The organism is Flavobacterium ginsenosidimutans (assembly GCF_003254625.1).
Taxonomy (GTDB): domain Bacteria; phylum Bacteroidota; class Bacteroidia; order Flavobacteriales; family Flavobacteriaceae; genus Flavobacterium; species Flavobacterium ginsenosidimutans.
Map to the genome: position 1 here is coordinate 189030 of NZ_QJRJ01000079.1, position 23228 is coordinate 212257.

20 protein-coding genes and 2 riboswitches are annotated in these 23228 nt (G+C 34.5%); of the genes, 1 reads left to right on the plus strand and 19 read right to left on the minus strand.

The window, feature by feature from the left end; genetic code table 11:
- Nucleotides 1-8 precede the first annotated feature (8 nt).
- The 12 genes from DM444_RS15475 to DM444_RS15530 all read right to left on the minus strand — a co-directional run bounded on the left by DM444_RS15475 (nucleotide 9) and on the right by DM444_RS15530 (nucleotide 14525).
- The gene (locus tag DM444_RS15475) at nucleotides 9-365 is read right to left on the minus strand and encodes a four helix bundle protein (protein ID WP_111288231.1); all 357 of its coding nucleotides are present in this window, start codon (nucleotides 363-365) and stop codon (nucleotides 9-11) included.
- Nucleotides 366-447: 82 nt separating this feature from the next.
- Nucleotides 448-3123 carry a methionine synthase gene (gene metH, locus DM444_RS15480; protein ID WP_111288233.1) on the minus strand — a complete coding sequence of 892 codons (2676 nt, stop codon included), beginning with the start codon at nucleotides 3121-3123 and terminating at the stop codon, nucleotides 448-450.
- Between the two features lie 246 nt (nucleotides 3124-3369).
- A complete protein-coding gene (locus DM444_RS15485; RefSeq protein WP_111288235.1) occupies nucleotides 3370-3789 on the minus strand; it encodes a hypothetical protein in 420 nt (139 codons plus the stop codon).
- Between the two features lie 66 nt (nucleotides 3790-3855).
- Nucleotides 3856-4860 (minus strand): homocysteine S-methyltransferase family protein, encoded by a 1005-nt coding sequence (locus tag DM444_RS15490; protein ID WP_111288237.1) that lies wholly within the window; start codon nucleotides 4858-4860, stop codon nucleotides 3856-3858.
- A 324-nt stretch (nucleotides 4861-5184) separates the two neighbouring features.
- A riboswitch (SAM riboswitch) is annotated at nucleotides 5185-5301 on the minus strand.
- A 362-nt stretch (nucleotides 5302-5663) separates the two neighbouring features.
- Complete coding sequence (locus DM444_RS15495) at nucleotides 5664-6716, minus strand: NAD(P)/FAD-dependent oxidoreductase (RefSeq protein ID WP_044047573.1); 1053 nt, start codon at nucleotides 6714-6716, stop codon at nucleotides 5664-5666.
- Between the two features lie 97 nt (nucleotides 6717-6813).
- Complete coding sequence (locus DM444_RS15500) at nucleotides 6814-7395, minus strand: precorrin-2 dehydrogenase/sirohydrochlorin ferrochelatase family protein (protein ID WP_111288238.1); 582 nt, start codon at nucleotides 7393-7395, stop codon at nucleotides 6814-6816.
- Nucleotides 7396-7527: 132 nt separating this feature from the next.
- On the minus strand, nucleotides 7528-8301 hold the full coding sequence (gene cobA / locus DM444_RS15505) for a uroporphyrinogen-III C-methyltransferase (RefSeq protein WP_111288240.1): 774 nt from the start codon (nucleotides 8299-8301) through the stop codon (nucleotides 7528-7530).
- Nucleotides 8294-10384, minus strand: a complete 2091-nt coding sequence (locus DM444_RS15510) for a HEPN domain-containing protein (RefSeq protein ID WP_111288242.1) — start codon at nucleotides 10382-10384, stop codon at nucleotides 8294-8296. Before DM444_RS15510 ends, cobA begins: the two co-directional genes overlap by 8 nt.
- Nucleotides 10385-10465: 81 nt before the next feature.
- Entirely contained in the window at nucleotides 10466-11710 is a 1245-nt protein-coding gene (locus DM444_RS15515) for a sulfate adenylyltransferase subunit 1 (RefSeq protein ID WP_111288244.1), read from the minus strand.
- Between the two features lie 133 nt (nucleotides 11711-11843).
- Nucleotides 11844-12743 carry a sulfate adenylyltransferase subunit CysD gene (gene cysD, locus DM444_RS15520; protein ID WP_008466601.1) on the minus strand — a complete coding sequence of 300 codons (900 nt, stop codon included), beginning with the start codon at nucleotides 12741-12743 and terminating at the stop codon, nucleotides 11844-11846.
- A 142-nt stretch (nucleotides 12744-12885) separates the two neighbouring features.
- Nucleotides 12886-13596 carry a phosphoadenylyl-sulfate reductase gene (locus tag DM444_RS15525; protein WP_111288246.1) on the minus strand — a complete coding sequence of 237 codons (711 nt, stop codon included), beginning with the start codon at nucleotides 13594-13596 and terminating at the stop codon, nucleotides 12886-12888.
- 26 nt (nucleotides 13597-13622) lie between these two features.
- Nucleotides 13623-14525, minus strand: coding sequence for a sulfite exporter TauE/SafE family protein (locus DM444_RS15530; protein WP_111288248.1), 903 nt, complete (start codon nucleotides 14523-14525; stop codon nucleotides 13623-13625).
- A 310-nt stretch (nucleotides 14526-14835) separates the two neighbouring features.
- Here DM444_RS15530 and DM444_RS15535 point away from each other — a divergent pair, with 310 nt between their 5' ends.
- Nucleotides 14836-15618, plus strand: coding sequence for a sulfite exporter TauE/SafE family protein (locus DM444_RS15535; RefSeq protein WP_111288250.1), 783 nt, complete (start codon nucleotides 14836-14838; stop codon nucleotides 15616-15618).
- 62 nt (nucleotides 15619-15680) lie between these two features.
- Here DM444_RS15535 and DM444_RS15540 read toward each other — a convergent pair whose 3' ends face one another.
- From DM444_RS15540 to DM444_RS15570, 7 genes are all read right to left on the minus strand, one after another.
- Entirely contained in the window at nucleotides 15681-16091 is a 411-nt protein-coding gene (locus DM444_RS15540; RefSeq protein WP_008466594.1) for an RrF2 family transcriptional regulator, read from the minus strand.
- A gap of 124 nt (nucleotides 16092-16215) precedes the next feature.
- On the minus strand, nucleotides 16216-16719 hold the full coding sequence (locus tag DM444_RS15545) for an RDD family protein (RefSeq protein WP_111288252.1): 504 nt from the start codon (nucleotides 16717-16719) through the stop codon (nucleotides 16216-16218).
- Nucleotides 16720-16878: 159 nt separating this feature from the next.
- A complete protein-coding gene (locus tag DM444_RS15550; protein ID WP_111288254.1) occupies nucleotides 16879-18051 on the minus strand; it encodes a trans-sulfuration enzyme family protein in 1173 nt (390 codons plus the stop codon).
- Nucleotides 18052-18190: 139 nt separating this feature from the next.
- The gene (locus DM444_RS15555) at nucleotides 18191-18616 is read right to left on the minus strand and encodes an OsmC family protein (protein ID WP_035645609.1); all 426 of its coding nucleotides are present in this window, start codon (nucleotides 18614-18616) and stop codon (nucleotides 18191-18193) included.
- 102 nt (nucleotides 18617-18718) lie between these two features.
- The gene (gene thrA / locus DM444_RS15560) at nucleotides 18719-21133 is read right to left on the minus strand and encodes a bifunctional aspartate kinase/homoserine dehydrogenase I (RefSeq protein WP_111288256.1); all 2415 of its coding nucleotides are present in this window, start codon (nucleotides 21131-21133) and stop codon (nucleotides 18719-18721) included.
- A 1-nt stretch (nucleotide 21134) separates the two neighbouring features.
- Nucleotides 21135-22118: an alpha/beta fold hydrolase gene (locus DM444_RS15565; protein WP_239455693.1), complete on the minus strand. Its 984-nt coding sequence runs from the start codon at nucleotides 22116-22118 to the stop codon at nucleotides 21135-21137.
- A 77-nt stretch (nucleotides 22119-22195) separates the two neighbouring features.
- Nucleotides 22196-22303, minus strand: a riboswitch (SAM riboswitch).
- Between the two features lie 190 nt (nucleotides 22304-22493).
- Complete coding sequence (locus tag DM444_RS15570; RefSeq protein ID WP_111288260.1) at nucleotides 22494-22697, minus strand: hypothetical protein; 204 nt, start codon at nucleotides 22695-22697, stop codon at nucleotides 22494-22496.
- Between the last annotated feature and the right edge of the window lie 531 nt (nucleotides 22698-23228).

Consider the following 23228-nt stretch of genomic DNA (forward strand, 5'->3'; position numbering starts at 1 on the left):
AACTTCAACTACATTAATTTTTTATAGTAGTTAATAAAACCGTTTAATAACTTTTTACAAGTTTGAATTTGTGCCAATACAATATTAAATGTACTCTCATCAATATATTTTTGATCCAATGCTAAATAATATTGTGTTTCTAATTCATATAATGATCCTCGTGAAATATGAAGAAAGTGTATTGTGTCTTTTGATGTTTGACGCCCACAACCTTCCGCTATATTTGAAGGAATTGAGATTGCCGCTCTTCTCATCTGATTTGTCAATCCAAATAATTCTTCCTTCGGAAACAGTTTAGAAGAGTTATACAATAAATTCACCAACTTCCGCGCTTCAATCCAAACTTCCAATTTACTGTATTCCATTTTAGTTGTTCGTTAATAGTTGTTGGTTGATGGCCCTTTGAGTTCAAATCTATCAACCAAAAACCAACAACCATCAACCAAATTAATCTGCTATATTAGGGTTTAACCATTTCATGGCGTAATCTGTTGGGACATTACGTCGTTTAGCGTAATCTACAACCTGATCTTCTTTTATTTTTCCGAGTCCGAAATATCGGCTTTTTGGGTTTCCGAAATAATAACCAGAAACCGATGAAGCTGGCCACATCGCCATACTTTCTGTCAATTTCACCCCTATTTGTTTTTCAACATCTAAAAGCTTCCAGATTGTTGGTTTCTCCAAGTGATCCGGACAAGCTGGATAACCTGGAGCCGGACGAATTCCTTTATAATTTTCTTTAATCAATTCTTCGTTGGTTAAAGATTCTTCTGAATCATAACCCCAGAAATCTTTACGCACTCTCTCGTGAAGATATTCGGCGAAAGCCTCAGCAAAACGATCCGCAAGCGCTTTTACCATAATCGAATTGTAATCGTCTAGATTCTTTTCATATTCTGCAGCCCATTCATCTACACCAAACCCTGTGGTTACACAAAAAGCCCCCATATAATCTTCTATTCCGCTTTCTTTTGGCAGAATAAAATCAGCTAAAGCGATGTTTGGAGCACCTTTTGTTTTTTGTGACTGCTGACGAAGCGTTAAGAATTTCTCTAAAACTTTTCCGTTTTCATCACGTAATTCGATATCGTCATCATCAACCTGATTCGCAGGGAAAATTCCGTAAATACCTTTTGCTTTTAATTTTTTCTCTTCTAGAATAACTTTCAGCATTGCCTGAGCGTCTGCAAAAACCGAAGTTGCTTCTTTACCCACAACCTCATCCGTTAAAATTGCTGGATATTTACCGTACAATTCCCAAGTTTGAAAAAATGGCGTCCAGTCGATATACGGAACCAAAACATCCAATTCTATTTCGATGGTTTGTGCTCCAATTACTTTTGGCTTAGTTGGCGTGTATTCAGACCAAACCAATGGTAATTTATTTTTGCGTGCATCTTCAATAGTTAAGAAATTCTTATCTCTTGAACGATTTAAAAATGTTTCTCTAAAAGAATCATATTCTGCACGAATATCTGCCGCATATATTTTTCTATTATGATCTAACAGGTTTCCTGCAACAGTAACGGCTCTCGAAGCATCGTTTACGTGAATTACAGTTTCTCTGTATTGAGGCGCAATTTTCACAGCCGTATGCGCTCGCGAAGTAGTTGCCCCACCAATCATAATTGGTATTTTAATTCCTTGTTTGTCTAATTCTTTGGCCAAATACACCATTTCGTCAAGCGAAGGCGTAATCAATCCGCTTAAACCGATAATGTCTACATTATGTTCAATCGCAGCCGAAATAATTTTTTCCGGAGGCACCATAACACCAAGATCTACAATCTCGTAATTGTTACAAGCCAAAACCACCGAAACGATGTTTTTACCAATATCGTGAACGTCGCCTTTTACAGTTGCCATCAAGATTTTTCCGTTTCCTTGTTTGTCTCCCGCTTGTTTGCTCGCTTCGATAAATGGCAATAAATAAGCCACGGCTTTTTTCATTACACGAGCCGATTTTACAACCTGAGGCAAGAACATTTTTCCGCTTCCAAATAAATCTCCAACCACATTCATTCCTGTCATCAAATTGATTTCGATAACTTCGATTGGTTTTGTCGCTGCCAAACGTGCTTCTTCTACATCTTCTTCAATAAAAGCATCAATTCCTTTTACCAATGAATGCGTAATACGTTCTTGAACCGTTCCAAAACGCCATTCCTGAACTACTTTTTCATCACTCTTTGCTTCACCTTTTACATTTTCTGCAAAATCTAAAAGTCGTTCTGTCGCATCGTCGCGTCTATCTAAAATTACGTCTTCAACGTGTTCTAATAAATCTTTCGGAATATCATCATAAATCGTCAACATTTCCGGATTTACGATTCCCATCGTCATTCCGTTTTTAATCGCGTGGTATAAAAACACCGAGTGCATCGCTTCACGAACCGTATCGTTTCCTCTAAAAGAGAACGAAACATTACTCACTCCACCGCTGATATGCGCATGCGGAAGGTTTTCGCGAACCCATTTTGTTCCTCTAAAGAAGTCCAAAGCGTTCAATCTATGCTCTTCCATTCCCGTTGCAACTGGGAAAATATTCAAATCGAAAATGATATCCTGCGGAGGGAAACCAACTTTGTTCACCAATATATCATACGAACGCTGACAGATTTCAACGCGACGATCGTAATTATCAGCCTGACCTACTTCGTCAAAAGCCATGATAATTGCCGCCGCACCGTAACGTTTGATTAATCTAGCGTGATGAATAAAAGCTTCTTCTCCTTCTTTTAACGAAATCGAGTTTACAACGCTTTTTCCTTGTACTACTTTAAGACCGGCTTCGATGATTTCCCATTTCGAACTGTCGATCATAATCGGCACTCTCGAAATATCTGGTTCTGCAGCAATTAAATTCAAAAATTTAGTCATCGCAGTAACACCGTCAAGCATTCCTTCATCCATATTAATATCGATGATCTGTGCTCCGCCTTCTACTTGTTGTCTTGCAATATCAAGCGCCTCGTCATATTTCTCTTCCTTGATTAATCTTAGGAATTTTCTTGAACCTGTTACATTCGTACGCTCACCAACATTCACGAAAACACTTTCGGGCGTAATAATCAACGGTTCTAATCCTGATAATACAAGGTCTCTTCTTTTTTCTGTCATTTTCTTTAAGTTACTAAGTCCCTAAGATTCTAAGGTTCTAAGTTTTTTTATTCTATTTTCTTTCCTGCGAGGTTTTTAAAACCTTGTAGGTATATTCGTTTTCAATATTTTAATTTGGGCGTGTCCTTCGGCCGGGCTATCCGTTACAAGTCCTCGACCAATTCCGTTTCACTTCATTGGTCTGTGGGCTTTCCACTTCTATCCCTCACGCAAACTCGGTTTCACAAGACGTTTTGTGTTTCCTGTTCATTTCCATTTTGATTTTTCTAAATATTTACCCGTCACACCATTATCATATTCATAATATTTAGTTTTAGTAAAACCCGCTTTAACGAGTGATAAAGAATCAGGTTTTACTTCCTCTTCTAAGAAAATTTCATTCTCTTCAGGTTTATTCAAATCGTATTTTACTTTATAAAACTTATTTATCTCTTTATATAAATTACTATGACGTGATCTATTTCCAATTTTTCCTAAAATTTTTCGATCTGTATAAAAATAATATCTTAAAACTTTGTCTTCTCTTGAACCTTCATTTATAGTTACTAATGCAATTGTTTCACCTTTGAAAGATTTTCTATAATCATCTTGCTGAACATTCTTATATACTTCATATATTAGTAAGCCAGCTATCATAAATAAAAAAATAGTCTTCCAATTATTCATTTCGCTTTACAATTATTTTTTGCTTTCCAAGAACAAAATTTTCTTCATTTTTAAACTTCGTGAAAATTATTCAATAACAGGCGCCACTCTAGGCTTATAATCCTTCGCAACTTCAGCCATTAATCTAATATGATCTGGAGTTGTACCACAACAACCGCCAATAATATTAATCAAATTATCGTCTAAATATTCTTTAATAAAAACCTGAGTTTGTTCTGGCGTTTCATCGTATTGTCCGAAAGCATTTGGCAATCCTGCGTTTGGATGTGCTGAAACATTGAAACTTGTATTGTGTGCTAATGTTTTCAAATACGGTTTCAACAAATCGGCTCCAAGAGCGCAATTGAATCCTACACTTAATAACGGAATATGCGAAACTGAAATCAAAAATGCTTCAACTGTTTGTCCTGAAAGCGTTCTTCCTGAAGCATCTGTAATTGTTCCCGAAACCATGATTGGAATATCAAGATTGCGTTCTTCTTTTACTTCTTCGATTGCAAAAAGTGCAGCTTTTGCATTTAATGTATCAAAGATTGTTTCTACCAAAAGTAAGTCGCAACCACCATCCATTAAGGCTTCTGCTTGTTGTTTGTATGCGATTCGTAAATCGTCGAACGTTACAGCTCTGTAACCCGGATCGTTTACATCTGGTGACATACTTGCTGTACGGTTTGTCGGTCCAATTGAACCCGCTACAAAACGTGGTTTTTCTGGATTTTTAGCGGTAAACTCATCGGCTACTTGTCTTGCAATTTTTGCCGATTCGTAGTTTAACTCGTAAACCAAATCTTCCATGTGATAATCGGCCATACCGATTGTCGTTCCTGAGAAGGTATTTGTTTCTACAATGTCAGCACCAGCTTCGTAATAAGCGGCATGAACATCGCGGATCGCTTGTGGTTGTGTTAGGGATAGTAAATCGTTGTTTCCTTTTAACGGGTGCGGAAAATCTTTGAAACGCTCTCCTCTGAAATCTTCTTCTGAGAAATTATAGCGTTGCAACATTGTTCCCATTGCTCCGTCAAGGATTAGGATATTTTTTTTTATTGCTTCCTGAATTGTAATTGCCATATTTTTTTGTTTTAGCTGCTAAGACACTAAGGTTCTAAGATGCTAAGTTTTTTTTATTATGATTGTGAAGTTTAAACCTAACAGGTTTTTAAAACCTGTTAGGTTTGCTTCGGATATTTTTTTTCACATTAATTCCAAAAGTGCACTATTGCTGGCTCATTAGCCCCGATTGAGCCGGTATCCTCGCAATGAAATGGAGAGATATAGGCGAAAGCGGGAACTATTGACTGCAAAAATGCGCCAATGATTCGCTCCTTTACTTAGTTATTTCAGTAAATATTGTATGTTGTCTGGAAAAGTTTTGAGAAATACGAGTATGTATTTGTGTTATCTATCTTTAATACTGGAAAATGTCGTATAAAGTAGAATTTAGCACCTTCTTTATGATAAAGGGTTGCTAAGGTTTCATCGGGTCTATCCCTCCGCCTTTCGTGATAACTGACAATAATTTTAAGAACAGTGCAAAGGTATGAAATAGGGTTTCTATTTGCAAATGTTTTTTTAAAGATGCTAAGACTCTAAGATACTAAGGTTCTAAGTTTTAAAATTGACTTCTGTTTTTCTAATATAGCTCGTGGTTTCAACCACGGGAAACGTATTATGATAATTCGTTTTGTTTTGTTATCGTCTTACTTATCCGTTGTGTCTATGCATTGTGTTCCAGTGGTTGAAACTACTGGCTATATTTTAAATAAAATGAGATTGTTATTATTTGTTTAAAAAAAGAAAAAGCTCAAACTTTTAAAAAGTTTGAGCTTCATATATAAAATCTTAGTGTCTTAGAAACTAAGGATCTTAGCAACTTAGACGATCGCCTTCACAACTGCTTTTGGCGCTTCTTTACGAGTTCCGTCGAAACCATCTACACCAGAAACTGTTGTATATTTCAATACGTATTTTTTACCTGGATTGATGATTCCGTATGCAGCTTGGCACATTAAAGTTGCTTCGTGGAAACCACAAAGGATTAACTTTAATTTTCCTGGGTATGTATTTACGTCTCCAATAGCGAAGATTCCCGGAATATTAGTTTGGTAATCTAATGCATTGTTTACTTTGATTGCATTTTTCTCGATTTCTAATCCCCAGTCTCCAATTGGACCTAATTTTGGCGTTAATCCGAAAAGTGGAATGAAATAGTCGCATTCGATTTTACGGTGTGCTCCATTTTCTTCGATGTCTAATGACTCAACATGCTCAGCTCCATTGATTCCAATAACTTCTGCTGGTGTAATTAATTTGATTTTTCCAGCTGATTTTAATTCCTGAACTTTTTCTACAGAATCTAAAGCGCCTCTAAATTCATTTCTTCTATGAATTAAAGTTACTTCTGAAGCTACGTTTGCCAAGAAGATACTCCAGTCTAATGCTGAATCTCCTCCTCCTGCAATAACAACTCTTTTATCTCTGAATTTCTCAGGATTTTTGATAAAGTATTTTACTCCTTTATCTTCATAAAACTCGATATCTTCGATAAGTGGTTTACGAGGCTCGAAACTTCCTAATCCTCCAGCGATTGCGATAACTGGCGCGTGGAATTTAGTTCCTTTGTTTGATGTTACAATGAAAGTTCCGTCTTCTTGCTTTTCAACTGTTTCAGCACGTTCTCCTAAAGTAAATCCTGGCTCAAATTGTTTGATTTGCTCCATTAATCCGTCAACTAAATCTCCGGCTAAAACTTCTGGAAAACCTGGAATATCATAAATTGGCTTTTTTGGATATAACTCTGATAGTTGTCCCCCTGGTTGTGGAAGCGCATCTAAAATGTGGCATTTTAACTTTAGCAATCCTGCCTCGAAAACGGCAAATAAACCTGTTGGCCCTGCTCCAATTATAAGTATATCTGTTTTAATCATTATGTTGTTGTTTATAATCATTCTTAATAACGCAAAGAAACGAATAAATCCTTGTACTTTCAATGATTTTTATCATTAATTTCTTTCCGAAACTTTTTTACTCTTTATTTTTTAATGAAGAGGTAATCTCATTCATTCTTTTAACCTTTTCTTCAAAATTACCTTTTAAAGTTTTTCGGTATTCATTCAGATTCTCAACCATTTGATTGATGTCTTCTGGAATTACTTCTTCAAAAAACTCTCGAAGCCTTTTGGCTGTAGTCGGCGATTTTCCGTTGGTTGAAATGGCAATTTTTACATTTCCTTTTGTAACAATTCCGCCCAGATAATAATCACATAAATCTGGCGTATCGGCAATGTTGCAAATCAAATAACGTTTTCTCGCTAAATCGTAAACCTTTTTATTCACTTTCAAATCGTCTGTACAGGCAATTACCATGTGACGTTTTTTGAGCATTTTCTTTTTAAACTTTTTTTCCGTCAATTTAATTGAAGAATGTTTTTCTGCTAAAACCTTAATTTCTAAATGAAAATCAGGTGCAACTACCTCAACATTAGCATTCGGACTTGATTTTAGCAAGAAAGAAAGCTTTTCCAGACCTACATTTCCTCCACCTACAATCAAAACATTTAAATTGTGAAGCTTTAGAAATATTGGATATAATTCGTTTTGTTCCATTTTAATTTATTTTCATCCACTCAAAGTTAGATGATTTACCAATCAGATGTTCCTATCGGAACATTTTTATTGGAAACGCTTACCTACGAATTGTTTTCTACCAACGAATTGTTCCTGTTGGAACATGAAATTCTAACGAATTTCTTCTTTTGATAGAAATTCTTCGTAAAATCCTTTTAGTTTATTGCTTTCTCTCACAACTTCTCCAAGAACAATAATAGCTGGTGAACCTAATTCTTTTTCTTTTACAATATTTAGAATCGAATCAACTGTTCCTACTCCAACTTTTTCTTCTGCTGTTGTTCCGTTTTGGATGATTGCAACGGGTAAATTTCCTTTATCTTCTTTTTGAAACAAATCAATAATCTGAGGCAATTTGTACATTCCCATCAAAATCACAACGGTTGCAGAAGATTGTGCCGCCAAAGCTACATCTGACGATAATTTTCTATCAGAAGTTGTTCCGGTAATCGCCCAAAAGCTTTCTGAAACGCCACGCTTTGTAATCGAAATTCCCTGACTTGCAGGAACCGCAACTACTGATGAAATTCCGGGAACTACAGTAGTTTCTATTCCGAAACTTTCTGCAAAATCAATTTCTTCTCCGCCTCTTCCAAAAATAAATGGATCTCCTCCTTTTAACCGAACTACGTTTCCATAAGTCAGTGCATTATCAACAATCAATTGATTGATTTGATCCTGCGTGTAAGCATGATTTCCGATTCTTTTTCCAACAAAAATTCGGATAGCATTTTTAGGTGCGTAATCCAGAATTTCTTCGTTGGCCAAAGCGTCGTATAAAACCACATTAGCTTCAGCCAATGCCTTTACAGCTTTTAGCGTAAGTAAATCGGGATCGCCCGGACCTGCACCGACTAAAGTTATTTTTGGTTTTATATTATGCATTTGCTAATTCCTGTGCTCTGAAAGTTTCGATTTTATCAAAGAAAACTGTTGCTTGTGCAATATAATCTTTAGCGAAAGCTTCAGATGGTTCATTTTTATTGATTTGGTAAACCAAGTCTTTAAAAGTTGAGTTTAATTCGATTTTATTAGTGTCGATGAAAACAGTATCAAACAAGTCTACAATTCCTGCGTGGTGGTTTGTTTTTTGGTTTTCAGCCAATAATAATGCTTTCGCACCGTTTACAAATCCTGCATAAGCATGATAGATTGCATCTGACCATTTTTTCTCGTCGAAAGATTCCTGAGCCAAAATCAATTTCTCTTTAGCTTCAAACAATAAAGTCGCTACTAAATCGATCACAACTCCGGCACATTCTCCAACTCCAACTGCTTTTACGTAATTGTCTGCATTACCCCAATCCACAAAATCAGCTTCTGTTAAATTGGTTACATCAGCATACGGTTTTAAGATTTCGTAGAAATACTTTTCTCCTTTTGTATCATAATAATCAAGGAATTTTTGTCCGCTTCCGTTAGCATCAAAATCATTTAAGATGGTACGCAATGCATCAGGACCTCTACGGCTAGGCACTTTGATTACTTTATCGGCAAAACGTCCTGCTCCGTTTCCTAATCTTCCTCCACCCAATAAAACCTGTAAAGCCGGAGCTACTAGTTTTCCTGAGTTGATAGACATTCCTTGGAATCCAATTGCAGACATATTGTGTTGTCCGCAAGCATTCATACAACCCGAAATTTTAATTTCGATTTCGCGGTTGTTTAAATACTGAGGATATTCAGCTGTTAAAACTCTTTCTAATTCTTCTGCAATACCGGTACTACTTGCAATCCCCAAGTTGCAAGTATCAGTACCCGGACATGCCGTAATATCTCCAACTGAATTATATCCTAACTGAACAAAATCCAATTTGGCTAACTCTTGATAAAAGAAAGGCAAATTCTCTTCTTTTATGTGACGTATTACAATATTTTGACGCAATGAAAAACGTAATTCATTTGCTCCGTAATTTTTAATTAAAGCGGCTAATAATCTAGCTTTATCAGTATAAAAATCTCCTAATAAAATTTTGATTCCAATTGCATAATAACCGTCTTGTTTCTGCTTGATTACATTCGAATTTTTCCACGCTTCATAAGCTTCTGTATCTTCGATTGTAACTTGAGGAACTTCTAAAACTGGTTCTGGAATTGGTCCGTCAAAAGCAGTTGTATCAATTTCGTATGTTTCAAAAGCGATAGCTTTTTTCTCTTGTTCAACCAAATCAAGGAAAACATCTCTTCCCATTTCTTTGATTAAGAATTTCATACGTGCTTTCATTCTTTTTGCACGTTCTCCGTATCTATCGAAAATACGGATGATTCCTTCTGCTGTTGGAATAATTTCGTTTACTGGAACGAACTCCGAAAGCAATTCAGCATGTGCTGGCTGAGATCCTAAACCTCCTCCAAACATGATTTTGAAACCTTTTTGTCCGTCTTTAATTTTCGGAATAAATCCTAAATCGTGTAAATAACTCAAAGCGGTATCTTCATCTGAAGAAGAGAACGAAATTTTGAATTTACGTCCCATTTCCTGACAAATTGGGTTTCTCAACAAATATTGAAAAAGTCCGTGTGCATAAGGCGAAACATCAAATGGTTCGTTTACGTCAACTCCAGCCAATTCGCTTCCTGTAATATTTCTAACGGTGTTTCCACAAGCTTCACGAAGCGTAATATCGTCTTTAGCCAAATCTGCCCAAAGTTCTGGTGTTCTGTCTAAACTCACGTAGTGAATCTGAATATCCTGACGCGTTGTAATGTGCAAACGCCCTGTAGAATATTCATCAGAAACCTGTGTAATACGTACTAATTGCTCGCTGGTTACTTTACCATAAGGCAATTTGATACGAATCATTTGAACACCTTCTTGGCGTTGTCCGTAGATTCCACGCGCTAAACGAAGACTACGAAAACGCTCATCATCAATTTTTCCTCCACGGAATAAATGAATCTTTTTTTCTAATTCGATAATCTCTCTTTGAACTACCGGATTTTCTATTTCTGTTCTAAAACTTTCCATTTCTCTTTAGTTGTTGGTTGTCAGTTGTTGGTTGTTGGTTTGCTGGCAGATAACTATCAACCAAAAACCATCAACTATCAACTAGCGAATAAATCCTACTCCTGCTGTTGTGTTAGTTGCTGTATCAATTAAGATGAAAGCTCCGTTGGATTTGTTTTCGTTGTATGAATCAAAGTATAACGGTTTACTTAATTTGATCGTTACTTCTCCAATTTCGTTTATTGCTAATTGTGAAGCTTCTGTCGTTCCAGAGTAATCTGTAGCAATTGTATTTTTAATGCTTTCTACTTTCGCTAAAACTCTATTTGTATTGTGCTGTACCAAATATTTAGTTCCCGGAACCAGTTTTTTACTGTCCATCCAGCAAACTGTCGTTGTGATATCTTTTTCAATTCTAGGAAGCTCATCTGATTTTACAATCATATCACCCCTTGTTACATTGATATCATTTTCTAATTCGATTGTAATCGAAGAACCTGCGACAGCTTCATCAAATGTTTTATCGAAAAAATGAATTTTAGATACTTTTGATTCTGTTAAAGAAGGAAGAACCGTTACGGCATCTCCAACTTTAATTGAGTTTCCGTATAATTTTCCTGCGTAACCTCTAAAATCGTGGTATTCTTCAGTTTTTGGACGAATCACAGTCTGAACTGGGAAACGTGCTTTTCCTGCTTCAAAAACATCATGAGCATGCAATCCTTCTAAATGTTCCAATACCGTTTGTCCGTCGTACCAAGGCATATTTTCAGATTTGTCAACCACGTTTCCGCCATTGATTGCACTTAATGGAATGTAACTTACGTTTTGCTCCTTGAAAGTGCTTTTTGCATTTAATGCCTGAAAATCAGCTTTGATTTTATTGAAAACTTCTTCAGAATAATCAACTAAATCCATTTTATTAATCGCAACGATTACTTCTTTTACTCTTAATAAATTATTGATAAAAAAGTGACGGTATGTTTGCTCGATAACTCCTTTTCTGGCATCAATCAAAATGATAGAAACCTGAGAAGTAGAAGCTCCTGTAACCATGTTTCTAGTATATTCTACGTGCCCTGGAGTATCGGCGATAATGTAACTTTTCTTTGCAGTCGAAAAATAAATATGCGCAACGTCAATCGTGATTCCTTGTTCTCTTTCTGCTACTAAACCATCAGTTGCTAAAGAAAAATCAAGGTAATCGTATCCTTTTTGTTTACTGCTTTTTTCGATTGCTTCTATTTTATCAGTTGTCAATGATTTTGTATCGTACAATAATCTCCCGATCAAAGTACTTTTTCCATCATCTACACTTCCTGCTGTTGCTATTTTTAAAACGTCCATCTTATATTTTGTTTCAGGTTTAAAGTTTCAGGTTCTGTTGGAAACTTAAATCTGTATGTTTTTTGTTTTCTTGATTCTAACTTTAATTAATTCCGAATTGCATTTACAATTAACAATTCATCATTAACAATTATTAAAAGTATCCTTGTTGTTTTCTTTTTTCCATTGCAGCTTCAGAACGTTTGTCATCAATTCTGGCTCCTCTTTCTGAAATCGTTGATGATCTGATTTCGCCAACTACTTCTTCGATTGTTGCTGCGTAAGATTCAACAGCTGCTGTACAGCTCATATCTCCAACGGTTCTGAAGCGAACAATTCTTTCTTCGATTTGTTCGTCTTCTTCTTGGTACACAAAAGGAGAATGCGACCAGATTAAACCGTCTCTCAAAAAAACTTTTCTTTTATGTGAGAAATAGATTGACGGAATCTCGATTTTTTCTTTTTCGATATAACTCCAAACATCTAATTCTGTCCAGTTTGAAATTGGGAAAACACGAACGTTTTGACCATTTTCTATTTTTCCATTTAAAATATCAAACAACTCCGGTCTTTGATTTTTTTCGTCCCATTGTCCGAAATCATCACGAACTGAGAAAATACGTTCTTTAGCTCTTGCTTTTTCTTCATCACGACGTGCACCACCAATACAAGCATCAAACTTAAATTCTTCAATTGCATCCAAAAGTGTTGTAGTCTGCAAGCTGTTACGGCTTGAATATTTTCCAGTTTCTTCAACTACTTTTCCTTCATCAATAGCATCCTGAACATTACGTACGATCAACTCTAAACCTAATTCTTCTACTAATTTATCTCTGAAAGCGATTGTTTCAGGGAAATTGTGTCCCGTATCAACGTGCAATAGAGGAAACGGAATCTTAGCAGGGAAAAATGCTTTTTGCGCCAAACGCACTAATGTTATAGAATCTTTTCCTCCTGAGAAAAGTAAAACCGGTTTGTCAAACTGTGAAATTACTTCTCTGAAAATGTATATCGCTTCACTCTCTAAAGCGTTTGTTTTTAATACTGAACTCATTGTTTTTTTGTTTGATATTTTTGTTGTGAAAAATTTTGTTTCAGGTTTAAAGTTTTTCGCCTAATCTAAAATCTCCACTCTTTATTCTATAATCTATATTCTATTCTCTGCAGAAGTCTTGCCTCTTGCTTCTTTCTTCTACTTACTCTTTCTTAGCACTATGAAGCCCACACTCTTTATGGCTTGATTCCCACCACCATCTTCCGGCTCTGATATCTTCACCTGGGAAAATCGCTCTCGTACAAGGCGCACATCCAATGCTTACGAAACCTTGTTTGTGTAAAGCATTTTGAGGAACATTGTTTTCAGACAAATACGTTTCAACTTCTTCTAAAGTCCATTTTAACAACGGATTGAATTTGATGATTTCGAAGTTTCCGTCGTATTCAAACAAACTTAAATCTTGTCTGTTTTCTGATTGTTCTGCTCTTAAACCTGTAATCCAAACTGAATTTCCTGCTAAAGCTTTTCGTAACGGAACTACTTTTCGAATAAAACAGCATTCTTTTCTGTTTTCAACCGAATCGTAAAAGCTGTTTGGCCCTTTTGTTTTCAGAAGATTTTCTACAGAGGCAGCTTCTGGAAAAAAAACTTCGATTGGTCTTTTGTATTTTTTTAATGTTTTATGAAAAACATCGTAAGTTTCCTGAAATAATCTTCCTGTATCTAAAGTAAATACCGTAATATCGGTGTTACTCTTTGCAATAAAATCAGTAATTACCTGATCTTCCTGACCGAAAGATGTCGAAAAAATTACTTTTCCCGGAAATTCTTTTGCTAAAAAAACTAAGGTTTCGTCAAGCGAAAGAGCTGCAGTTTTTTCTAATAATTCTTGTACAATAATCGCACTCATAAATCTCTCCTTTCTAAAATTATCTTTTACAATAATTTAGATAATGTTTTTAAACTCAATACTATAATTAGAACTCCAACCGCAATCATCATTGGTTTTCTTTTGATTCTATTTACCAAATAAGCTGCTATTGGTGCTGAAATAACTCCTCCTAAAATCAATCCGATAATGATCTGCCAACCGTGAATTCCGCCAAAAAGCATGAAAGTAATTCCGCTTGCAAACGAAATGGCAAACTCAGCTGCATTTACTGACCCGATAGTATATTTCGGGTTTCTTCCTCTTCCTAATAATGTTGAAGTTACAATTGGCCCCCAGCCTCCTCCTCCAACAGAATCCATAAAACCTCCAAACACTGCCAAAGCTCCTAGTTTTTTAGTTTTCTTTTTTACAAGACTTTTTCTCAAAGCTTTTCTGATAATTACAACTGCCAGAATAATCATGTAAACCGCAATAAACGGCTTAATAATATCTCCGTCAATAACATCTGATAATAAATAAGCCCCTGTAATTGATCCTAAAACTCCTGGAATCAATAAATGTTTGACCAGTTTTTTATTGATGTTTCCAAAGCGGTGGTGCGAAAGCGCCGATGCTCCAGTTGTAAACATCTCTGAAACGTGAACTGCCGTACTACTCAAAACTGGCGAAACTCCATAAGCCAATAAAAATGATGTAGAAGTTGCTCCATATCCCATTCCTAAAGCGCCATCTACTAATTGTGCAAAAACACCAATTAAGAAAAACGCTAAAAGATTTTCATCAAGTCCCTGAACAAAACCATCCCACGAAAATTCAGCGTGATGATTATAAATTAATGTAACTGCCAAACCTAACAACAAAACAACAGGTATTACAACCCACAATTTTTCCTTTAATAAAGAATCAGACTTTACTATAGCGTTGTTTAACTTAAGTTCATTTTCCATATTTTAAGAATTGTTTTTACTCTTAAAAATCCATTACCCTATCGGCTTAGTAGATTACTTTGCAAAAGTACTATATATTTCGAAATATCAAAACAATATATTTACTTTTTTATATAAGCTATCATCTTCTAAACCAAGTTAAAAGAGATTTAAAAAGGAATTAGTGATTATTTTAACAAATTAAATGCTGTCTCTTATTATTTTAACAACACGCTTCAATTTTGTGATTCACAAAAATACACATTTAATCTCTACAAAATCTATAGGATAATTATAAAATTGTTATTATTTTAGCGGCAAATAATTTTTCATGGATTTTCAGATTGGTCTTGTAATAGCAGGTTTAGCAGTTGGTTTTATTGTTGGGTTAACAGGTGTTGGAGGAGGTTCTTTAATGACTCCTATTTTATTGTATTTTGGTATTCCGCCCACAAAAGCTGTTGGAACTGACTTACTTTACGCTGCATTTACCAAAGCCGGAGGAATATTTGTACACAACAAAAAAGGAAACATCAATTGGAAAATCACTGGTTGGTTAACTTTAGGAAGTGTTCCTGCCGCTTTATTGACCTTATGGATATTAAACAGCATTAAAACAGATATTGAAACCATAAATAGAGTTATTAAGTACAGTTTGGGCTGGGCTTTATTGTTTACTTCGGTAGCGATCATATTCAAAAAGAAGCTTTTAGTTTTTTCTCAAAGACATGCTGGAGATAAATTTCACAGCGAAAGTACCACTCAAAATATGCTTACGATTGCAATTGGAGTTTTATTAGGAGCAACAGTAACCTTAACTTCTATTGGTGCAGGAGCACTTGGAACCGTAACTTTATTTTTCCTTTATCCACTTTTACCAACTCCTCGTTTAGTTGGAACCGAAATTGCGCACGCTGTCCCTTTAACTTTAGTTGCTGGAATTGGCCATGCTTCTATGGGAAACTTAGATTTAGAATTACTTGCTCAGTTATTAATGGGATCGCTTCCTGGAATATATATGGGAAGTATGTTAAGCGGAAAAGTGCCAGATCAATTTCTTAGAAACGCCATAGCCGTAATGCTATTTTTAGCTGGATATAAATTGATATTTTAATCATAAAAAAAGACCATTTCAAATTTAGAAATGGTCTTTTTTTTATAAATTAATAGTATTTTCTAAAACGCAATATCTGCCAAAGAATTACTTTCTAATATTTTAAGTGTATTATCACGAACTTCAGTCATTAAACGTCTTGCTGCACAAGTTGATTCATCGTCGCAATCATCGCATCTTTCGTAAAAATTATGACTCGCACATGGCAATAATGCAATTGGACCTTCTAAAATACGATAGACTTTAGCCATACTAATATCTTTTGGATCTTTTATCAGATAATAGCCTCCGCCTTTTCCTTTTTTAGCACCAAGAAAACCTGAGTTTCTTAACAGCAGTAAAATACTTTCTAAAAATTTTATCGAAATATGTTCGCTTTTCGCAATTTCAGCTATTTGTACCGGCTCATTATTCTCACGTCTGGCTAAATAAGTTAAAGCTTTAATTCCGTATTTTGTTTTCTTTGAAAGCACTAATGTAAAATTTTAGATTGCAGAATTTAACCTCAGATCAAACCCTCACAAATTATTGAATAACAAAAGTATGCTTTTTGTTTGAACTATCACAAAAGAATAAAGTTAAATTCTACTAAATCCATCAAACTACTTCGTTTTGTCCAATTAAATCTATAGAATAGAAAATTTCCAAATCTCTTTCTAAGCCTCTTTTATCGACAACGTAGGTTCTAGAAAAAGAATCATGCCAAAACATTCCAGATTTTCCTAAAAATGAGAATACATCAAAAGGAATTAAACGGCATAAAGTTCTGATGAAAATCCTACCGAAATTTGGTTTCGTACCATTTTCTGTAACAACTATAATACCTGTAGCAAATTTACCCATTGTTGCTCCAAAAAAACACTCCAAAAACAGATAATTAAGCATTAGAAAAGTAAAAAGTGCTAAATAAGTGGAATCATTAATAAATTGACCCCAAATAGAGAATATATTCCAATTAAAAATATTTCCGATTATTACAATTATAAGACCCGAAATAAAGACCGAAACAAACACAAAGATAAAATCAACAATGCCTCCTACAAAACGTTTTCTTTCTGAAGCAAATAACTTTTTATCTAGAATGTAAATTCTATCGCTCATAAACTAATCAACATTAATATTCTCAGTCTAAAACAAAAGTATATTTTTTATAGAACAATCTTAAAAAAAGACGATTTTCAACAGTAAAACTTACTATCAAAAATCGTCTTCATTTATTAGAAATTGGAAATCTAAAATCTTAAGTCTAAAATCTAAAATTTAAGAAAGTGCTTGTTTTAAATCTGCAATTACATCTTCAACAGTTTCTAAACCAACAGAAACACGAACAAGACCTTGTGTGATTCCCACTGCTAATTGATCTTCTTCAGATAATTTGCTATGTGTTGTAGAAGCCGGATGCGTAACAATTGTTCTTGTGTCTCCAATATTTGCAGATAATGAACAAAGTTGAATTGAATTCAAGAATTTTCTTCCCGCTTCGATTCCGCCTTTAATTTCAAATGCGATGATGTTTCCACCAGCTTTCATTTGTTTTTTAGCAATTTCGTATTGTGGATGCGATTTCAAGAAAGGATATTTTACGCTGTTTACATTTGGATGGCTTTCCAAGAATTCAGCTACTTTTAAAGCATTTTCGCAGTGTCTGTCTACACGAACAGCCAAAGTTTCTAAACTCTTAGATAAAACCCAAGCATTAAATGGTGATAAAGCTGGGCCTGTGTTTCTTGAAAATAAATAAATCTGTCTGATTAAATCAGCATTTCCAACAGTAACTCCACCTAAAACACGTCCTTGTCCGTCGATTAATTTTGTTGCTGAATGGATAACCAAATGTGCTCCAAATTTAATTGGCTGCTGTAAATAAGGCGTTGCAAAACAGTTGTCAATTATTAAAATCAAGTTATGTTTTTTAGCAATATTCCCTAACAATTCTAAGTCAATTACATCAACTCCAGGGTTTGTTGGAGATTCGGCGTATAAAATTTTTGTGTTTGGTTTAATGAAACTTTCGATTGTTTCTGGCTTATTGATTTCGAAATAAGAAGTTTCGATATTCCATTTCGGAAAATAAGTCATAAACAAGGCGTGAGTCGAACCGAAAACACTGCTCGCAGAAACAATATGATCTCCAGAATTCAATAACGCTGCAAAAGTAGAATATACCGCAGCCATTCCTGTTGCAAATGCATAACCAGATTCAGCTCCTTCCATCTTGCAGATCTTATCTACAAACTCTGAAGTGTTTGGATTACTGAAACGGCTGTAAATATTTCTTTCTTTTTCTTCTGTAAAAGAAGCTCTCATATCTTCAGCATCTTCAAAAACGAAGCTTGATGAAAGGTACAAAGGCACCGAATGTTCTAAATATTGAGATCTTTCTAATTGTGTTCTGATGGCTTGTGTTTCAAAACCAAATTCTTCTGTATTCATTGTGTTGTTTTTTTGTTTTTTTGTTCAAGTTTCAGATTTCAGGTTTCAAGTTTTAAAACTGAAATCCAAACTAAAACGAGTCAATTATTTATGCTTAATCTGAGCATTTTCTAATTATCTAATTGACAAATTATCTAATTTATAAAGCTTCGTTGTTCAAGACAACTTTGTATTTAATTGTCGCTGTAGGTTCTACCGTTTTGGCAACCGAACAGTATTTCTCAAAAGAAAGTTGCGCTGCTTTTTTTGCTTTATCAGGATTGATTTCTCCTTCTAAATAGAAAACCACATCGATTTCTTTAAAAGGTTTTGCTTCTTCGATTTGAACGCGCGTTCCTTCAACCTCAGCATTAAAAGAAGTGATTTCCTGACGCTGTTTTTTTAAGATCGAAATCATATCAATAGCGCTGCATCCCGCAACTCCCATTAATACTAATTCCATTGGGCTTGCACCTAAATCGCTTCCGCCAAATTCGGCTCTGCTATCAACGTCAACTACGTGTCCGCGTTCATTTTTTACTTTAAAATGAAATGCGTCATTTACTCTGTTTAAAGTTACTTTCATTGTGTTGTTATTTTTTTTGTTTTTTTAATTCAAATCAAAAATCTACAGTCTAAAATCTACAGTCTAAAATCTACAGTCTAAAATCTGCAATCTAAAATCGTCTTATCCCTTATCAGACAATCTCAAAATATCTCCGAAAACTCCTCTTGCCGTTACCGCAGAACCTGCACCAGCTCCCTGAATAACGATTGGACGATCTCCGTAAGATTCTGTATAAATTTCGAAGAAAGAATCAGAACCTTTTAATCCGCCTAATGCAGTATCTTTTGGTACTGAAACTAATTTTACTTCTAAATTTCCTTTGTCATTCTGTAAATCTCCAGACAATTCACCAATATATCTTAAAACGTGATTTGGCTGTTGATCTGCTTTTATTTTAGCATAAATTGGGTCGAATTCTTTTAATTTCGTCAAGAAATCCGCAGCGCTTCCTTCACGTAAGTGCTCTGGAATTAAATTCTGAATTGAGATTTCTTCAAACTCATTTTGCAAATCTAATTCTCTAGCTAAAATTAATAATTTTCTACCAACATCATTACCACATAAATCTTCACGCGGATCTGGTTCTGTATATCCGTTATCAATTGCTTCTTGCAAGATTTCGCTAAAAGGCGCATCTTTTGCAGAGAAATTATTGAATAAATAACTTAACGTTCCAGAGAAAACCCCCTTAATTTTCGTAATATTTTCTCCTGAAAGGTGTAATAATTTAATGGTGTCAATTAATGGTAATCCCGCACCAACATTCGTTTCATATAAATAATTCTTTTGATTTTCTGCCAAAGCTTTTCTCAATTCCTTGTAGAAACCATAGCTTAATGTATTAGCCACTTTATTAGAAGAAATCAAATCGAAACTGCTTTCTACAAGCGGAATATAATTCTCAACAAAACTTGCACTTGCAGTATTATCAATTGCAATTAAGTTTTCTAAATGATGCTCATTCGCGTAAGCAATAATATCTTTTATGGTGTAAGCCTCGCCTTTAGTCGCAATTTCGTTTTTCCAATTGCCAGTAACACCGTATTTGTTTAAAAGCAATTTTTTGGAATTCGCTATAGCAAAAACATTAAGCTTAATGTCCTTACGTTTTTCAATTGCCGCAGCCGATTCTAAAATCTGGTTGATTAAAGTTCCACCAACTAATCCGTGACCGAAAATCGCAATGTTAATCTTTTTAGAAACTCCAAAAATCTCACCGTGAATTACGTTTAAAGCTTTATTTAATTCCTCTTTTTTAACAACCAAACTCACGTTTTTACCTGTTACAGTGTTGTTGAATAAAATCGGAACAATTTTATTTTTGATTAAAGCCGTATATGGTTTATGGAAAGTACTCAAATCCTGACCAATAATCGAAATTACCGATACATTGTCTGTAACCGTAATCTGATTTACGTCTTTAGAATAAAAGTCATTCTCAAACTCTTTTTCTAATTCAACCATTGCAAGAGTAGCTTTTTCTGTTGCTACCACAAGTCCGATTCCTCTTTCTGAAGAACCTTGAGAAATGATGCTTACACTAATATTGTGATCACCCATTACTTTAAAAATTCGGGCATCGACTCCTGCTTTTCCAAGTAATCCGCGTCCTTCAAGATTTACAAGAGAGACATTTTCTAATACAGAAAGTGTTTTAATTCCTTCTTTAGAAGAATCCGATGTAATTAAAGTTCCGCGGTTTTCGTGGTTGAAAGTATTTAAAATTCGTAACGGGATATTCTTTTCCAACAAAGGAATAATCGTCTTTGCATGAAGAATTGTAGCTCCAAAATTTGCCAGCTCATTTGCTTCATTAAACGATAAATATTCGATTTTTTTAGCATCTGCAACCAAATCTGGATTTGCCGTATAGATTCCATCTACGTGCGTGAAGTTTTGCAGTTCTTCTGCGTTTAAATAATTTGCGATTAACGAAGCGGTATAGTTACTGCCATTTCTACCTAAAGTAGTTGTGTCGTTGTTGTTATTAGATCCAATGAAACCTGTAACTATATTAACCGTTTCGCCGTTATGTTCTTTAAAATAATTGACTACGTTTTTCTTTGAAAGCTGCTCTAAAGGCTGTGCATCACCAAATTTAGAATCGGTTTTCAACAAATCTCTCGTATCTACAAAATTGGCTGGAATTCCTTTTTCCAATAAAATAGCCGTCAATAATTTAGCCGAAAGCAATTCTCCTTTTGACAAAATCTGATCTTTGATTTTTTTGCTGTAATCGCCAATTAAGCTTACACCTTCAAAAAGTTTATCTAATACATTAAATTCTTCCGATAAATCTACATTCGGATAATCTGATATTTGATATTTTTTGAAATTTTCTAATAATTCTTTATAACTGCCATTTTTAGCAGCAATGCTTAAAATAAATTCTAATTCATCAGTAGCGTTTCCACGTGCAGAAACTACAACGGCAATTTTTTCACCTTGACTTACTTTATCAGAAATGATTGAAACAACTTTATTAAGTCCTTCTCCGTTTGCTAACGATTTACCTCCAAATTTTAATACTTTCATTTTATTTCTTTATTGTTTCTGCCTTAAAAATGTCGGCAAGTAAATAATCTAATTGTTTGTACTCGATTAAAAAAGCGTCATGTCCGTGAACCGAATCAATTTCGCTATAGAAAACATTGTCTTTAAACTTCTTTAATTCCTCATAGGTTTCGACATTTTCTTTGGCCGTAAAAAATAAGTCTGAATTGATTCCTACGATATGAATTGAAGCTTTTGTTTTAGACAATAAGTTTTCAAAACTTTCACTATTTCTAGTAATATCAATTGTTTTAAGCAATTGATTCATTAATTTATAAGAAGACAATTGGAATCTTTTCTGCAATTTTTTTCCGTGATGTGCGAGCCAGCTTTCGATATTAAAAATCAAAAGATCTTGATTTACAGTTCGCTGAAATTTTTCTTTAAATGATTCTGGCGAACGGTAACACAACATGGCATGAATTCTCGCATCTTCAATTGGTCTTGAAGAATTGTTTAGAATCTGTTCTTGCAGGAAGCAATTGGCGATAAGCCAATCCGTAGATTTCCAGTCACTCGCAATCGGAATAAGATTTTCTGTAATATTTGGCGCTAAAGCTAAAATTTCCCAAGCAATTCCGCCACCAACAGAACCTCCGATAACCGCAAAAAGCTTTTCGATATTTAAAATTTTTACACCTTCAATAAAGATTCTTGCAATGTCTCTTGCTGTAAAATCAAGATAATTTTCGATTAAGAAAGAATTGCTTCCGTTTCCTGGAATATCAAAAGCCAAAATGGTATAAACATCAGTATCAATGGTTTTACCTTGACCAATTAAGTCATTCCACCAGCCATTTTCTCCAGTAACTTGCGAATTTCCAGTTAACGCATGATTAACCAAAACAATAGGCGCGCTGTGCAAAGGTTGTCCTGCCAGCGTAAAACTTAATGGTATAGAATGATAAGTTGCACCACTTTCTGTGATGAAATCTTGAATTATAATGGGATTTGGTATATTTTCCAATTTCAAATCTGTTGTATTATTGATTTGTATATGGAAATATTAGAAAGAAAAACTAGGTTTAACTAGAAAAAATCTTGTTGTTATCTTTCCACGTTTGGCGTGGTAGAATGTAGCACCTTCTTCGTTTTACCGAAGGGTTGCTAAGGCTTCATCGGGTCTAATCCCTCGTCCTTTCTTTATAACATTTCAATACGTGTTTGAACTTAACGAGTGCAAATTAACTACTAATTTCTCTAACAAACAAATTTTATCTAAAAGTGTTTGTTAAATTTCTGAGACTTACTTTAGCAAAAACTATTATACGCAAAAATTTACCGAACATAAATGCCCAGTAAAATTATGCAGGTTTTAACCTAATTTATGTCGCTTTTCTGTTTAGATGAAAAGCGTTTCATTCTCTTTTGAATACATTAAAAACAATAAAGAATTTGGTACTTTTTTTACAGTACTTTTATCTTCTTCTGTAATTCCGAATCTTGGGTGAGCCAATTCGTTTGTTGGCGGTGGCGGATTATTTTTTCTTGTCCTTCTGTTTTTCAAATTTGAAATTTTTTCTGCTAAGTAGTTCAATGTGCTCATGATATTAAGTTTTAGTTCAGTTTGCGTTTTATAATCTTTATTTCTCTTTTATTTTTGTGTTAAGCCCTTTTCGGGAATAAAAAAACCCTTTTGGATTTCTAGATACCAAAAGGGTTTAAGTTTTTAAACTCATTTATACTTTTAGTATCGACAGACCTGTACGCAAATAAGCGCGACAGCAAACATCTTGTTCATCTGTAAGGATTTATTCATCTGTGATTTATATTGTAATTTTAAATTTTGCATTTGTGTTAAATTAAAAAGCCTCCCAAATATTTTATGGGAGGCTCTTACTATATATTGTTTTCTTACAATTTATTAAGCAATAGACAACCCAGCCTCGGTAATAACCGAAATGGCGCAAAACATTTTGTTGACTTTTAAGTTCATTTGATTTCTAGTAGTTTTTGGGTATAACAAATATGCAAATATTTTTTTTATTACACAAATGAAATTCAAGAATTTAATTACAAATTTCGTTGAAAATGTGTTTTTTCACGACAAAAATCACCTTACAAATACAATTGTAAG

What these genes read in the sequence shown, in the direction of transcription:
- DM444_RS15555 (WP_035645609.1), bottom strand. Translation starts at nt 18,616, where the DNA reads ATGAAAGTAACTTTAAACAGAGTAAATGACGCATTTCATTTTAAAGTA.
- DM444_RS15495 (WP_044047573.1), bottom strand. Translation starts at nt 6,716, where the DNA reads ATGATTAAAACAGATATACTTATAATTGGAGCAGGGCCAACAGGTTTA.
- thrA (WP_111288256.1), bottom strand. Translation starts at nt 21,133, where the DNA reads ATGAAAGTATTAAAATTTGGAGGTAAATCGTTAGCAAACGGAGAAGGA.
- cysD (WP_008466601.1), bottom strand. Translation starts at nt 12,743, where the DNA reads ATGAGTTCAGTATTAAAAACAAACGCTTTAGAGAGTGAAGCGATATAC.
- DM444_RS15500 (WP_111288238.1), bottom strand. Translation starts at nt 7,395, where the DNA reads ATGGAACAAAACGAATTATATCCAATATTTCTAAAGCTTCACAATTTA.
- DM444_RS15535 (WP_111288250.1), top strand. Translation starts at nt 14,836, where the DNA reads ATGGATTTTCAGATTGGTCTTGTAATAGCAGGTTTAGCAGTTGGTTTT.
- DM444_RS15510 (WP_111288242.1), bottom strand. Translation starts at nt 10,384, where the DNA reads ATGGAAAGTTTTAGAACAGAAATAGAAAATCCGGTAGTTCAAAGAGAG.
- DM444_RS15475 (WP_111288231.1), bottom strand. Translation starts at nt 365, where the DNA reads ATGGAATACAGTAAATTGGAAGTTTGGATTGAAGCGCGGAAGTTGGTG.
- DM444_RS15490 (WP_111288237.1), bottom strand. Translation starts at nt 4,860, where the DNA reads ATGGCAATTACAATTCAGGAAGCAATAAAAAAAAATATCCTAATCCTT.
- cobA (WP_111288240.1), bottom strand. Translation starts at nt 8,301, where the DNA reads ATGCATAATATAAAACCAAAAATAACTTTAGTCGGTGCAGGTCCGGGC.
- DM444_RS15485 (WP_111288235.1), bottom strand. Translation starts at nt 3,789, where the DNA reads ATGAATAATTGGAAGACTATTTTTTTATTTATGATAGCTGGCTTACTA.
- DM444_RS15545 (WP_111288252.1), bottom strand. Translation starts at nt 16,719, where the DNA reads ATGAGCGATAGAATTTACATTCTAGATAAAAAGTTATTTGCTTCAGAA.
- DM444_RS15570 (WP_111288260.1), bottom strand. Translation starts at nt 22,697, where the DNA reads ATGAGCACATTGAACTACTTAGCAGAAAAAATTTCAAATTTGAAAAAC.
- DM444_RS15525 (WP_111288246.1), bottom strand. Translation starts at nt 13,596, where the DNA reads ATGAGTGCGATTATTGTACAAGAATTATTAGAAAAAACTGCAGCTCTT.
- DM444_RS15515 (WP_111288244.1), bottom strand. Translation starts at nt 11,710, where the DNA reads ATGGACGTTTTAAAAATAGCAACAGCAGGAAGTGTAGATGATGGAAAA.
- metH (WP_111288233.1), bottom strand. Translation starts at nt 3,123, where the DNA reads ATGACAGAAAAAAGAAGAGACCTTGTATTATCAGGATTAGAACCGTTG.
- DM444_RS15530 (WP_111288248.1), bottom strand. Translation starts at nt 14,525, where the DNA reads ATGGAAAATGAACTTAAGTTAAACAACGCTATAGTAAAGTCTGATTCT.
- DM444_RS15550 (WP_111288254.1), bottom strand. Translation starts at nt 18,051, where the DNA reads ATGAATACAGAAGAATTTGGTTTTGAAACACAAGCCATCAGAACACAA.